Here is an 11,956-nt window from a genome sequence, read left to right as displayed (position 1 = left end):
GGCAGTGTGGACGGTTCCTCAACCCCTCTGACACGGCTTCGCCGCATCAGAGGGGCACGTTGCGGGACTTACGGCCGGGCATCCAGCGATCAGTGTGACAACGCCCCGTGCAGCTCCTCAAGACGACCGCGTTGCGGTCCCGCTTCGCGGCTACGCCACCCACGCCGCGCCTTGGCCATCGTGCGTTCATCGCAGGGCGTTGCCCCGCGCTGCCCGCACGCTGACCGGCTTGCTCAGGCGGCTTCGGTCCTGACGATCTGCCCGGTGCGCTGTCTTGGCCGATGGCAGGATGTGGCTCAGAAAAACGCCTTCAGTCCCTCCACTCTCGTCACCGTCAGCGGGCGCTCGCCGCCCCGCACCCAGGCAGGATATGGTCTAGTAAAACGCTGGTTTAGACCAAGTATTGCAAGCAATAAAAGCGCCAATTCGGGCCATTTATTTTCGATTATTGGCGGTTTTCCGGGCTTTTTTGCTTGTAGCAATCGGCGGTCTGTACTATTCTTTTCTTGTGGACGGGGAATGGTTCCCACCACAAAACCAGTATTTGCTGTGTTCTCGTAAGTAATAGCTGTGTGGAGTGTGTTATGGCTGGTTCCGTCAATAAAGTTGTTCTCGTTGGTAATCTCGGACGTGATCCCGAGGTACGGACGTCGCAGAGTGGACAGAAAGTTGTCTCTTTCGGTCTCGCGACAAGCGAAACGTGGAATGACCGCGCTTCCGGTGAGCGCCGCGAGCGCACCGAATGGCACCGTATCGTCATCTTCAATGATCGCCTTGGGGACGTGGCCGAGCGTTTTCTCCGCAAGGGGCGCAAGGTTTACCTTGAGGGGAAATTGCAGACGCGGAAGTGGACGGATCAGTCTGGTCAGGAAAAATACACCACAGAGGTCGTGCTCGACCGCTTTGGTGGTGAGCTGGTGCTCATCGACACCAACCACAACAACGAAGGTGGTCAGGGCCGTGAGCAGGGTGGCGGAGCGCCAGCCGGGTCTGGCTTCGGGGGCCTCGACGATGAGGTGCCCTTCGCGCCGTGCGTTGATTGACCGTCAGGGGGCCGGTCTCCGGCCCCTTTTTCTGAAGATCGTGGCGTTGGAACACCGTTTCAGCTAGGTGCGGGACGCGATTGAAGTAAGGAACGGCGGGTTATGATGACAGCCGATGTCGTGCAGGTGGTAGGAATGACAGTCGGAAGCCTCGGCGCTATCCGGGGTGCCCGTCTGACTGTCTTCGGCAAGACGAAGCAGCGCAAGCGTCTGGGGATGCTGTTCCTGCTGGGTGGCGTAGGCTTCGGGATTGTCGTCGCTGGCGTAGCGCAGGCCGTGCAGCAACCGGGCGAAAAGCCGCCCGAAGGACTGGCCACCGTCAGGGAGAAATATCTCTCGAAGCAGTGGTGGCCGCTGTATGGCTACATCGGAGAAGGCAGGCCCGAGATACGGATCAAATTGCCGACCGGGTTGACCTATGACGTTGGCGTGTCGAGGGACGCCTACAACGCTCTTTCCATCGGTCAGAGCGTGCGCCTTTCATGGTCGCTCGAGCCTTACTCCATAGCGTTCATGCAGGGTGGACGATGGGTCGGTCATCTCACCAGACCAGAGTAAGAGAGGCCAAATGACGGGCGGCCCACGGGATGCCTCTTTCTTTTCCGGTCGCCTCTAAAGTCGCACGCTTGGCGTGCTAATAACGACTCACATAACTTAATTTGCATGGCACGATGGACGAAAGAAAATGAGCACCAAGAGTTCTGCCAGACAGAGAGTGACCCTCACGACTATCGCTCGGAACGCTGTCCGCAATATCGTGGACGCTTACACAGGTCCGCAAAAATGGGAGAGCGTTTTTATGGGGCTGGCCTTTGCATGGTTCGGCATGAGCGTTCACTGGCGCAACCCGTCAACGACTGATTTCGCGGTCGTGGCGCTGTCCGGGATCTGGTGCATGGTGTCGGCTGCGTGCGCTCTGAAACGCTGTAGCGCAGAAGGAGAGACCGTCACAGGCCCCATAATTGTCCTCGGAGCAGGCCTGATGTTTTACGTTGCCGCGAGTAGCTACGGAATTGCAGGGACGTTCCTGTCTCTGTGACGTCAGCCCTTGGGGCGAGATATCGGGGTGAAAGGAAAGCGTCCTTCGGGACGCTTTTTTTTCGGCTGTCCCGTACAGTCGCAGGCGGGGTTTTTACGCTTGGGGCATGAGCAAAGACACGACATCCCCATCCGTCCGGCTCAAGGGAGCCGAATTGTCCATGGTCCTGTTCCACATCGGCTGGACCTCGGAGAACGCTGCCGCTGAAAAGTGCAGGATGCATCGCACGCAGTTGCGGCGATGTCTCGAAGGACGTTCCGCACTGGATGAAGCCCGCTCCGGCTGGCTTCTGCGGCTGCGTGATGCCCATCTCGCAAATCCTTGTCCCATCAGGCCCAGAAACGACGCCATTCTGCGCGAATTGGAGACAACACAAAGGGCGGACGAAGGAAAAAGGGAGGTAGCGGTATGAGAGACCAGATCCCTGCCGCTGTGTCGTCCAGTCTGGCATCCCTTAGCAACGCCTGTCGCGCCTGGACCGGAGCCGGATTATCGGTCACGGACAAAAGGATCCTGCCAGTAGATGTGGCACGGGCCCACGAGCTTTGCGACCTATTGGTTCGACCCGCACACGTCCATACCGTCATGTTCTGGACGGCGTGTCTGTCTGTCGTTGGTCTCATCTCGCTTGTGGTGTGCGGGTACGTGGTCATCCGGGGAGCTATTGCTCTGGGACACCTGATCGTCGCACGCCTGCGAGCCCGGCAGACAATCTCCTGATCTCAATTGTGAGCGTGCCGATACGGAAAAGGCCGCCTCAATGTGGGCGGCCTTTTTGTTGGGTATTGCAGGAGTGGCGTTACTCGGTCGGGTGGCTAAATCCAATGGCACCGTTCGACATCTTCGCAACATAACATTTTGTCCGGGGCATACCGGGAAGAGAATAGGGCGCTACTTTTGAGGCTTCGATCCAGGCTTCCTTGCCGTTCGCCTGCAAGACTGGGAGAAAGCCGTTGACTGGCTGTGCGCCGGTTTTCACGGCCACCTGTGGCGTTACGACTAGTGCGTCCGGAGCTGAGGCATCAGGTGCAGCTTTGAACGACATGGGATTTGTGAAATTCATCCTGTCGGAATCAGGGATATCTGCCATCATGCAGGTGTAGCCCTGTACTAGGCCAACGACGTGGTTGCCTTGAGCAAAAGCTGGAGCGGTGAGACTGAGGCCAAAACCGAGAGAGGCAGCAAGCAATTTCCGCATAGACTTAAATCCTTTCAGAGTAATACAGACGCATTTGCGGCTGTGCCCATCTTCGTAGCAACAGCGGATTTCCACTGACCGACGGTCTCAGTAGTGGAGATCCCATTCTTCGCCAAGGTATCGGCCGAATAGCCTTTGCTGGCTAATACCGAATACATGCTGTCACTGTCGGATGCGTTGGCGACCGCAGCCCCAGAGGCCGGGCCGTAGTTGTAATACGCGCGCACATCGACGGCGGTGGGACTGCTCACTCCGTTCTTTTCCAGATACGTCGCGCCATCCTTGAGATACTGGGCTGCGGCAATCGCCTGAGTGGCAGGATCCTGCTGTCCCGCTGTGCCGGATACGATCGTACTGGCAAGCGATGGATCGGCCGCAAGGGCTTTGTTCAGTTCCTGCGTGTAGGTGCTGTTGCTCATCTGGAAAGCGCCGGTAATCGAAGTGTTTGCGTTGGCGGTATAGAGATTCTCGCAACCTGATTCGACGACGCATGTTGCCGCCAGAGCACTTGGATTGACCTCTAGGGCTTCGGCGTTCTGACCGGCCTGATAGCCCCATGACGCGGTGTACATCTTTTGGAGTGCGTCAGAGTCTGTTCCGGTGCTGGTGGCGGTCGAGGTGCTGACGGTAGAGCCATCGCCGCCGATTGTCCGCGTTCCCCCGGACGTCGGCAGAGTGTAGCCGCCCAGCCCCACTTCCTCATAGGTGGGGATCGGTCCCTGTGGGAGACCGTTCGGGACCGTGATTGTCTGTGCGTGCAGACAGGTTCCCGAGACGACCATCAGACCAAAGGCAAAAAGCCCGGCAGCTCGTCGTCGTCGGGATCTGGGAAAGGCGGGTCGCACTGGCATCTCCTCTCGTTGTGTGGAGACGCCATGATGAGTGGCCATCGTGCGACTTTACGGGGTAGTTTCTCTTTATTCTTCGAGAGCCCGTGAGGTGTGTCAGTTTCTGTCACACCTACATCACATGACCGAAGACGAACCCCAGACAGAAGATGATCGACCCATAAAGCACAGTGCGGAAGTGTATCTCCAATGCCGCGCGCTTGTTGCCGAGTTCGACGCTTTTCTGCACTGAGTCCGAGATGTCCTTGCCGATCCGGATCAGGAGTTTGGCAAGATGAGCGTCCACGGTCTTTTCGTTGACCTGTTTGAGCGTCTCGACCGCCCTGACACCTTCACCGATCAGCTTGCGGCTTTCACGGATCTCGTCATTCGTGTCCTTGCGACACTGGGCGGCTGTCTCTCTCAGAGCGGCACGCGTCCCGTGGCACTGGTCTCCCAGTGCCACCATCAGAAAAATAATATCGCGAAGGAGCTTCTGTTCTGACTCTACTGGCCGTCCAATCCATTCCTCCGCGCTTTCTCGGAGTTCGCTGATACGCTTCGAGAATTGCCGTGAAATTTCGTCTTCGGGAAATGAGGATGCCGCTTCCATGTCTCACCCGATATTCCATGTCACGGATGGAAGGCCGTCTGGCATCCGAGGAAGCAACTCAGGCCCCATATCGTCAAAGAATTTGGGTACTGCTTCCTGAAGCCATTTCTTGACGCGAAGACGATCCAGAACGCCGCTTGGGGGGAAGCCATTCACGGGCACATTATTGGCGTAATCCAGAAAGCCTTGATTTCGGTCGTTAAGTTTCTTGATCCCGTTGAGCACCGGAAAAATCGAAACCTGTGTCTCACCGTGCTGGATTGCCCTCGTCACAACAGGATGGCTGAGAATGTCGGCCATAGCCTGGGGAGTGTTTGTCCCTTGAGGCAAGAGATGTCCATTGATCACGATGGCGCAGCGTGGTGGGAAAAACTTCTGCTGCTGGAGGTTGTCGAGATAATCGAGATCGCCGTTTTCGTTCCCGATGACGAAATAGGACACTAACGAAATGCCCATATCCGGAAGGCCCTCCAGAAGGCCCGTTTCCTTGACGACCTGATGAAAAGCCGTCCAGCCGCCACCGACATCAAGGAGGACATCCTTCCCTCTGGCTTTCATGCCGTCGAGTTTTTCAAGAAGCCAGTCTGTCTGCTCGGGTACGCTCTGCCCAGGTGCCTGAATAACTTCTCGCCCGATTGTAGCGACGGAGTTTGACCTGTTCAGTGTGTCAGCATTCCAGACCTCAATATCGCCGCCTTGATGCTTGGTCACTTCGTCGATCAGCTTCAACAGGGTCGTTTTGCCTACCCGTTGACGTCCTATTGCGACGTAAAGCGTAGGAAGACGGGTCTCCGGTCCTGTCTTCGTCTTTGCGTCCTTCATGCCTTATCCTTCCATTGGCCCTCCCCACTGTTCAATCTGAGCGCGGCGGACCTTTTCCATGATTTGGTCGAGCCGCGCCTTTACCTCTGGTGAAGGAGGTTCTTTCCCGACGGGCTCAGTCCCGACAATGACGTCTCTCTCTGCGACTTTGTGCGTGCTTTTTTGCGTGTGGTCTGACGAGGTGACTACGGGGGGGATCCAGTCCCGGTCCTGACGACTTGGCATGGAAGAACGAGCAGGCGTTTTCTCGGCTGGAACATCATCCGTTGCCGGTAAGGCGCGGCTCATGCGACGGGCAGTCCGCCCAACGGCACGGTTCCAGCATCGCTCTATTCGACGCAGGGCTAACTTCTCATCGGGAAGATCGACCCCATCTGCTCGGGCTGCTTTCACGTAGGGAGCCCATGAGTCCCCTTTGTGCCGAAGACTCTCAATATCGTCATAATTGGCCAGAACCCATTCATAGAGCGCGGTCGCCGTGGGTTTGGTGTGTGTCTCCGAAACGAGCTGAGCCAACCGCTCCCGGCCGTGTTTTTTCGCCATAAAGTTCCTCCCCGGCATTCGGGTTCCACCCATCTGCCACCCGATACCACCCTTATGCCACTACGTCAGCACCGCAATACCACCCCTATTCCACTGTAAGGCCACCCTAGAGCCACTGTTGGGCCACCACAGCACCACCCATAAAAAGAAGGGTCTTCATAGACCATTGCACCGTTGGTGCGGGGGCTACGCCGAGGGCGACCGAAGGGAGGCGAAGGGGGTAGGTATGAGCTACCCCCTGCCGTCGCAGCGCGGGAGGCCGGAAAAGGGAGATGCGTAAAGCTCTCATAAGTCGCACGCGAAGAGAGGATGGTTAGGCGAACAACCTGGATGGAGCCTTCACAATGCCCCGTAAACGTGTTCGCCCAGACTATGCGGCGCTCCCTGACCTTTCCCCCAATGCGGTGCTCGCAGGGCTCGCGCACGTCTTTGAAGGTATGACCGTGCGCTCGGTCATGGTCGGGGGCGCACCATGGTTCGTAGCCGACGATCTGGCCTGTGCGCTTGGCTATACCCACCGTGGATCGGTAACGAGCCAGCTGGACGAGGACGAGGCGGGGCGAGCGTCGATCCAGACGTCTGGCGGGCCACAGACTGTCGTGGTCGTAAACGAAAGCGGCCTGTTCCACCTGATCTTCAAGTCAGGCAAGCCGAAGGCCGCTGATTTCAGGCGTTGGGTTACGTCGCATCTCTTGCCCACGATACGGCGGACAGGAACCTATGGAGACGCAGGAACCCCGACCGACGAGAACGCAGATGCGCGGTCTAGCGAGGATACGGCTCTTCTGACCTATCTTCGTAAGCCAGGGCGCTACGTCGTGGTTCGCAGAGAGGTCGGTGAGTTTCCACTGATTCAGGAGGAGCCGGATGAGGCATTTCTGGCTCGCGTCGCCCGGAATGACGTGCAGGGGATGGTTCACGCCATCGGGCTGGTGAGCGCCCTGTGGCGGACCCATCTGGCCTATCTGGAGGCTGACAGCCTGTCGGGCGATCACATTGTCGCCTTAAACCGGACGATCGGGATCGCGACCGCTCTGGGCGCGGGTGCTTTGGCCCTCAGACCGGACAGTGAGGGACCGAAAACGGTCGTGTCGGTGCCCGTCAGGGAGGTGCGGCGATGAGCGAGACCCTTGAGCCGTCCGCTTCTTCGACCGTCCCGGGATGGGCTGCCGAGCTACAGGAGGGCATGGATGAGCAGCGGGAGGAGCTGCGGAGCGTCAGCGAAAAGCTCTCACTTCTGATCGAGATCCTGTCACCCAAGGAGACCGAAGGCCCGACGCTCGACGATCTTCTGGCCCGCCTGATCGAGGTTGTTCAGGAACAGAACCCCATCCTGCGGCGGATTGATCGCACGACGGGCTTCACACTCGACCATCTCGAGGGACGCCCCGTGCGTCGCGACGGCGACGAGGACGCCCACCTGTCATGATGACCTTCCGCAAGATCTCGGCGGGATGCCAGGGCGCGGTGGTTGCCGCTTACTTCACTGAGGGGCAGCCGGATCCCGAACATGACTTCCGCATGGATACAGGCAAGGAGCCGGATGCCGATGGCGAGCGTCTGACCAACTATTATCTCGGACGCGATGGCCGCGCGTCCTTCAATCCGGAAATGAGTGAGCGCATGGCCGAGGCGCTCGGGGTTGATCGCCGGCAGCCGCCCACGATGCAGACGTTGGCCCGCCTGTTCGAGGCGAAACGTGCAGACACCGGGGAGGCGTGGTCGGCGGCGAAGCGCAAGATCAGTGCCTATGATCTGACAATGGCCCCCCACAAGTCGGTGACACTGGCTGCGGAGTTCGCTCCCACGAAGGCTGAGAATGCGGCTTTATGGCATGCCATGCAGAAGGCCAACGATGACACCATGCGCTACGTGGCGCGTGAACTGGGCCACGCACGCCGGGGGCACGGTGGAGAGGCCGGTGCGGATGCGGGCGAGGTGGCCTGGTCCTCCTATCGGCATCGGACCTCGCGCCCCACGGTCGCGCTTGAGGACTCCCTTTCCGGCACCACCTATCTGACGGAAGCCAATACGGGTGGCGATCCCCAGATGCACATCCACAACACCCTCTACAACATGGTCCTGACCGAAGACGGGCACATCGGCTCCCTCGACACCAAGCGCCTGCGGTCGCGGGTCCATGAGTTCGGTGCCTACTTTCAGGCCCGTCTGGCGGATTACCTGCGAGAGCTGGGCGTGGAGACCGCCTATGACGAAAAGGAACAGGCGGTCGTCGTTACAGCGATCCCGCAGGCGGCGAACGAGGCGTTCAGCAGCCGCACCGCCCAGGTGACGCGCGAGGCGCGGGCCTACGCGGAGAAGGAGGGGCACGACTGGAACACCATGACGGCCGAGCTGAAAAACAGGATGCTCAAGGCCGCCAGTCTCGCCTATCGCCAGAAAAAGAATGAGTCTGGCATCGACGAAGAAGCGTGGCGCCAACGCGCCGCGGCTGTGGGGTGGACGCCGCAAAGCGTTATCGACAAGTGCCGCCCGGAGAGCCTTTCCCTCGAAGAGCGCCACGAGCAGGCCTATGAGTTCGCGGCGCGTCATCTTGCCAAAGAGTTTGAGACGGCGGCCGTGCTCGATCACGATAAACTGCGCATGTATGCCGCGCGGGGGCTGATCGGCGCCGGTATCCCGGGTGGCGTGAAAGACATCGACGCGGTTGTCTCCATGATCGAGCAGCGGGGGCTTACGCTGCACGACGAGCATGTCTCGCTGGTCTCGACGCTCAAGAATGACCGGGTGCGCGTGACCAACAGCGCGCAGATCCGCATCGAGGAGACCCTTGCGCGCGAGGCGGCCCGCGCAAGCCGTGACCGCAGCGCCTCGCTGTCGGACGAACAGATCCGCACGGCCATTGAGGCGAGCGGTGGCCATTACGATGACGAGCACGGCCAGGCCCAGAAAGCCGCGATCTACGCCCTGGGACGTGGCGGCAAGCTGTCAATGCTGACCGGTGTCGCCGGGTCGGGAAAGACCTTCCTCCTCAAGCCGCTGGTGGCGGCGTGGAAGGGTGACACTACCTTCGCCCCCGAGGGGCGCGAGGTGATCGGTCTGGCGACGGCGTGGCGTCAGGCCGACGCACTGGCCGAAGCCGGGATCCATGACCGCTGGGCGCTGGCTCCGTTCCTGATGCGTCTGGAGAAAGGCGATCACACCGTCACGGAGAACACGGTTCTCGTGATCGACGAGGTGGGACAGGTCGCGCCCCGGCAGATGCTTCAGCTCATGGAACTGCAGCGCCGCACGGGCTGCACGATCAAGGTTCTGGGCGACCGGGAGCAGGCGCAGTCGATTGAGGCTGGCGATGCCCTCGAGATCCTACGTCGGGTGCTGGCCAAAGAAGACATGCCGGAGCTTCTCTCCACCGTGCGTCAGACCACAGCGCGTAATCGCGAAATCGCGGGTCTCTTTCGCGGGGAGGAGGCGACCCGTGAGCAGCTGGATGCGTATCGCGTCAAAGGCAAGGCGGCCTATGCGCGCACGGACGCGGAGAACGACGACGACCCGCGTAACCGCTTTCATTTCGATGAGGTCAGGCGCGCGATCGACATGAAGCGCGAGGACGGGACGATCAGCCTCGTGGGCGGTGATGAGGATGAGGTGATGCAGCAGATCGCCCGGCTTTATGTCACCCGTCGGGACGCACTGGCCGCGTCGGGTTCCAAGAGGGGCGTCACCATGTCCGCGCTGACCAACCGGGATGCGGCCGACCTCAGCCGTGCCGTGCGCTCGATCCTGCAGGAACGGGGCGAGATCTCGCGCAAGGAGATCACCGTGCAGGCCATCGACCAGCGCGGCGAGACCTATGATCTGCAGGTCGCGGCCGGAGATCGTCTGCGGCTCTATCGTCGCACATGGGGCACGGTGGACGGGCAGGGCAAGACCGTTGGCAACAATGGCGATGTCGTCACCGTGGTCGCACACAGCAAGGACGGTCTACGTGTCCGGACCAAGGACGGCGAGGTGGCCGACGTCGAGTGGCGCCGTTTCCGTGACGCCAAGAGCGGGCGCGTGCTTCTGGGGTTCGGTTTTGCCATGACGGTGGATGCCGCTCAGGGGCTGACGTCGGACGAGCACATCAACGCCATGCCACGCGGTGTCGGCAACGCGACCGGCTTTACCAGCTATGTGGCCGAGAGCCGCGCCAAGGGCACGACCTGGACGATGATTTCGGACGCCGCGACGTTTGAGGCGGTGCGGAATCAGAGGGCCTTGGGCGATCTTACGCCCGTCACCAGCGACGAACTCTGGGATCACGTGGCAAAGGCGATGGCCAACAAACCCTACAAGGCACTGGGTATGGACGTGCCTTTCCGGACGCCCGAGGAGCGCGATCAGCGCGTGCAGGAGCTGATCCGTCTCGGCGTCGCTCAGGAGACGCTGGCCCAAACGGACCGAGATTATGGGAGCGAAGTTCAGCGAAAAGTTCAGGCGCTGACTTTCGAAAAAGTAGCGGGCCAACGTTTGGTCGATCTTGATCGGAAGATTGAGGTCTTGATGACACGCAGTGGTAAGGCGGTCACCACCGCAGAGCGCAATTTGCGGGCACAGCGGGCGACATATAGTGCGAAACACGGCCCCTCATTGTCGCTTGGGATGTGAGAGGCGCGTATTTCGTCAAACGGTAATTTGATTACCCGTGCAAATCGATTTCAGATGGAGGAGAGTGAGGAAGACTGATCGTTTGGGGCTATTACGCTCGAAGAGTGGTCGGCCTGGGTCAGTAACACCGCTGCACCAGAGGCGGAATATGCGTGATCATCATAAGCGGCCGACTGACCAGACCCCGACGAGATCGAGTCGACGCTTGCTGAGCCCAATGCCGCTACCGCAAAATCTGCAAGGACTGACTTATGGAGATCGGTGGTGCTTGCCGTAGAAAGAATATCAGTTCCGGTTAAGGTCGCTCTGAGACTTCCAGAGTAGGCAGACGCCGTTGCTGCTGTCGTTCCGGAAGTCGTATTGCTCCAGGCAAGAGAAGCTGCATTCTCATTTGAAGATGAGTATGTCACACCGTTGATTATTACCGTGGGTACGTTCGTCAACATCGATGATTTTTCCAGTACCATGGTCGCGGAAAAGCCAATCTTCACCATTGTTCAGAAAATTATTGCCGCTTTGGTCCTGATATCCACCTTCATAGTTCGCCCAAACGTCATTTGCATGGTAAATGCTGCTACCGCCTGAACATGAAATCAGGTCATTGCCGGCACTCTGATAGAAATTGCTGTTCCCCGTGCCTTCATACAATACATTTGTAGAGGCGGAACCAGTGAAAGTGTCATTACCGGTTCCGGTTCCATGTATAATTACATAAGCGTTTTCTAATGGAGCGGTCGACGATCCTGTATACTGGTAAATACCAGTCTTGGATAAATCCATGACCTCTCCACTAGCCCCGGATAAAATAACCTCGGGTGCCATACTGATACTGTCATTTGAACCATCAAATATAATATTGGTCGGTGCTGATCCTGCTGATGGGGTGCATTCAAAAAGTGCTATATCAGTATCATTGGTTGTAATAATCAGGTTGACAGTCTGATTGCTTGGGTTCGTTATCCCGCCCAGCCATAAGGTTCCCATATAATATCGTAGTCCGCCCGTATCGTAGTCCGCTGCTTCGTAAGTACTGGAGTCCGCCGTCGCAATGATGTTTCCGGAAAAGCCATCTGCATTATCCATTGTCTCACCAATGTTTCCGGTCAAAGGTCGTGGTGTGGTCGGAAAATCCGAAGTTTCCACATACGTTGTTGTTGCTGCCATATTATCCTCCAGATAGACGAATTTAGAATAGATAAGGTACGAAGTAGTTATTGAACTATGTTTTATGAGATTTATCGAGAGAATGTATTTTTAATA

The 11,956-nt window shown here is 58.5% G+C and carries 13 protein-coding genes and 1 pseudogene; 8 read left to right on the top strand and 6 right to left on the bottom strand.

Features of this window, described 5'->3' with window-relative positions:
- Positions 1-584: 584 nt before the first annotated feature.
- From ssb to ABF824_RS13275, 5 genes and pseudogenes are all read left to right on the top strand, one after another.
- Positions 585-1,004, top strand: a pseudogene (gene ssb, locus ABF824_RS13295) (single-stranded DNA-binding protein); the annotation flags it as partial.
- A gap of 141 nt (positions 1,005-1,145) precedes the next feature.
- A complete protein-coding gene (locus ABF824_RS13290; RefSeq protein WP_415489488.1) occupies positions 1,146-1,601 on the top strand; it encodes a hypothetical protein in 456 nt (151 codons plus the stop codon).
- Between the two features lie 127 nt (positions 1,602-1,728).
- Complete coding sequence (locus ABF824_RS13285; RefSeq protein WP_291366526.1) at positions 1,729-2,082, top strand: hypothetical protein; 354 nt, start codon at positions 1,729-1,731, stop codon at positions 2,080-2,082.
- A 160-nt stretch (positions 2,083-2,242) separates the two neighbouring features.
- Positions 2,243-2,494 (top strand): hypothetical protein, encoded by a 252-nt coding sequence (locus tag ABF824_RS13280; RefSeq protein WP_415489487.1) that lies wholly within the window; start codon positions 2,243-2,245, stop codon positions 2,492-2,494.
- Positions 2,491-2,802: a hypothetical protein gene (locus tag ABF824_RS13275; protein ID WP_415489486.1), complete on the top strand. Its 312-nt coding sequence runs from the start codon at positions 2,491-2,493 to the stop codon at positions 2,800-2,802. The genes ABF824_RS13280 and ABF824_RS13275 overlap by 4 nt, the downstream gene beginning before the upstream one ends.
- A 79-nt stretch (positions 2,803-2,881) precedes the next feature.
- Here the strand turns inward: ABF824_RS13275 and ABF824_RS13270 are convergent, their stop codons facing one another.
- The 5 genes from ABF824_RS13270 to ABF824_RS13250 form a co-directional block, all read right to left on the bottom strand.
- On the bottom strand, positions 2,882-3,280 hold the full coding sequence (locus tag ABF824_RS13270; protein WP_415489485.1) for a hypothetical protein: 399 nt from the start codon (positions 3,278-3,280) through the stop codon (positions 2,882-2,884).
- 14 nt (positions 3,281-3,294) lie between these two features.
- Positions 3,295-4,062, bottom strand: a complete 768-nt coding sequence (locus ABF824_RS13265) for a hypothetical protein (protein WP_415489489.1) — start codon at positions 4,060-4,062, stop codon at positions 3,295-3,297.
- A 178-nt stretch (positions 4,063-4,240) separates the two neighbouring features.
- Entirely contained in the window at positions 4,241-4,720 is a 480-nt protein-coding gene (locus tag ABF824_RS13260) for a hypothetical protein (RefSeq protein WP_415489484.1), read from the bottom strand.
- A 3-nt stretch (positions 4,721-4,723) separates the two neighbouring features.
- Positions 4,724-5,542: an FAD-binding oxidoreductase gene (locus ABF824_RS13255; RefSeq protein WP_415489483.1), complete on the bottom strand. Its 819-nt coding sequence runs from the start codon at positions 5,540-5,542 to the stop codon at positions 4,724-4,726.
- A gap of 3 nt (positions 5,543-5,545) precedes the next feature.
- Positions 5,546-6,085, bottom strand: coding sequence for a hypothetical protein (locus tag ABF824_RS13250; protein WP_415489482.1), 540 nt, complete (start codon positions 6,083-6,085; stop codon positions 5,546-5,548).
- Between the two features lie 344 nt (positions 6,086-6,429).
- Between ABF824_RS13250 and ABF824_RS13245 the strand changes: the two genes are divergently transcribed.
- Genes ABF824_RS13245 through mobF form a run of 3 tightly spaced genes read left to right on the top strand, consistent with a single transcriptional unit; the run spans position 6,430 to position 10,696 of the window.
- Positions 6,430-7,206 carry a Bro-N domain-containing protein gene (locus ABF824_RS13245; protein WP_415489481.1) on the top strand — a complete coding sequence of 259 codons (777 nt, stop codon included), beginning with the start codon at positions 6,430-6,432 and terminating at the stop codon, positions 7,204-7,206.
- Positions 7,203-7,514, top strand: coding sequence for a hypothetical protein (locus ABF824_RS13240; protein WP_415489480.1), 312 nt, complete (start codon positions 7,203-7,205; stop codon positions 7,512-7,514). Before ABF824_RS13245 ends, ABF824_RS13240 begins: the two co-directional genes overlap by 4 nt.
- On the top strand, positions 7,511-10,696 hold the full coding sequence (mobF, locus tag ABF824_RS13235; RefSeq protein WP_415489479.1) for a MobF family relaxase: 3,186 nt from the start codon (positions 7,511-7,513) through the stop codon (positions 10,694-10,696). Before ABF824_RS13240 ends, mobF begins: the two co-directional genes overlap by 4 nt.
- A gap of 387 nt (positions 10,697-11,083) precedes the next feature.
- Here the strand turns inward: mobF and ABF824_RS13230 are convergent, their stop codons facing one another.
- Positions 11,084-11,860, bottom strand: a complete 777-nt coding sequence (locus ABF824_RS13230; RefSeq protein ID WP_415489478.1) for a hypothetical protein — start codon at positions 11,858-11,860, stop codon at positions 11,084-11,086.
- Positions 11,861-11,956: the final 96 nt, after the last annotated feature.

It is taken from the genome of Acetobacter sp., from assembly GCF_047721705.1.
Lineage (GTDB): Bacteria > Pseudomonadota > Alphaproteobacteria > Acetobacterales > Acetobacteraceae > Acetobacter.
The sequence above is the reverse complement of the archived record's forward strand: the minus strand, read 5'-3'. Positions and strand labels throughout refer to the sequence as shown.

Bases quoted from the DNA above. Each gene is read 5' to 3' on its own strand.
- ABF824_RS13290 (WP_415489488.1), top strand. From the start codon at position 1,146: ATGATGACAGCCGATGTCGTGCAGGTGGTAGGAATGACAGTCGGAAGC.
- ABF824_RS13285 (WP_291366526.1), top strand. From the start codon at position 1,729: ATGAGCACCAAGAGTTCTGCCAGACAGAGAGTGACCCTCACGACTATC.
- ABF824_RS13280 (WP_415489487.1), top strand. From the start codon at position 2,243: ATGGTCCTGTTCCACATCGGCTGGACCTCGGAGAACGCTGCCGCTGAA.
- ABF824_RS13275 (WP_415489486.1), top strand. From the start codon at position 2,491: ATGAGAGACCAGATCCCTGCCGCTGTGTCGTCCAGTCTGGCATCCCTT.
- ABF824_RS13270 (WP_415489485.1), bottom strand. From the start codon at position 3,280: ATGCGGAAATTGCTTGCTGCCTCTCTCGGTTTTGGCCTCAGTCTCACC.
- ABF824_RS13265 (WP_415489489.1), bottom strand. From the start codon at position 4,062: ATGGTCGTCTCGGGAACCTGTCTGCACGCACAGACAATCACGGTCCCG.
- ABF824_RS13260 (WP_415489484.1), bottom strand. From the start codon at position 4,720: ATGGAAGCGGCATCCTCATTTCCCGAAGACGAAATTTCACGGCAATTC.
- ABF824_RS13255 (WP_415489483.1), bottom strand. From the start codon at position 5,542: ATGAAGGACGCAAAGACGAAGACAGGACCGGAGACCCGTCTTCCTACG.
- ABF824_RS13250 (WP_415489482.1), bottom strand. From the start codon at position 6,085: ATGGCGAAAAAACACGGCCGGGAGCGGTTGGCTCAGCTCGTTTCGGAG.
- ABF824_RS13245 (WP_415489481.1), top strand. From the start codon at position 6,430: ATGCCCCGTAAACGTGTTCGCCCAGACTATGCGGCGCTCCCTGACCTT.
- ABF824_RS13240 (WP_415489480.1), top strand. From the start codon at position 7,203: ATGAGCGAGACCCTTGAGCCGTCCGCTTCTTCGACCGTCCCGGGATGG.
- mobF (WP_415489479.1), top strand. From the start codon at position 7,511: ATGATGACCTTCCGCAAGATCTCGGCGGGATGCCAGGGCGCGGTGGTT.
- ABF824_RS13230 (WP_415489478.1), bottom strand. From the start codon at position 11,860: ATGGCAGCAACAACAACGTATGTGGAAACTTCGGATTTTCCGACCACA.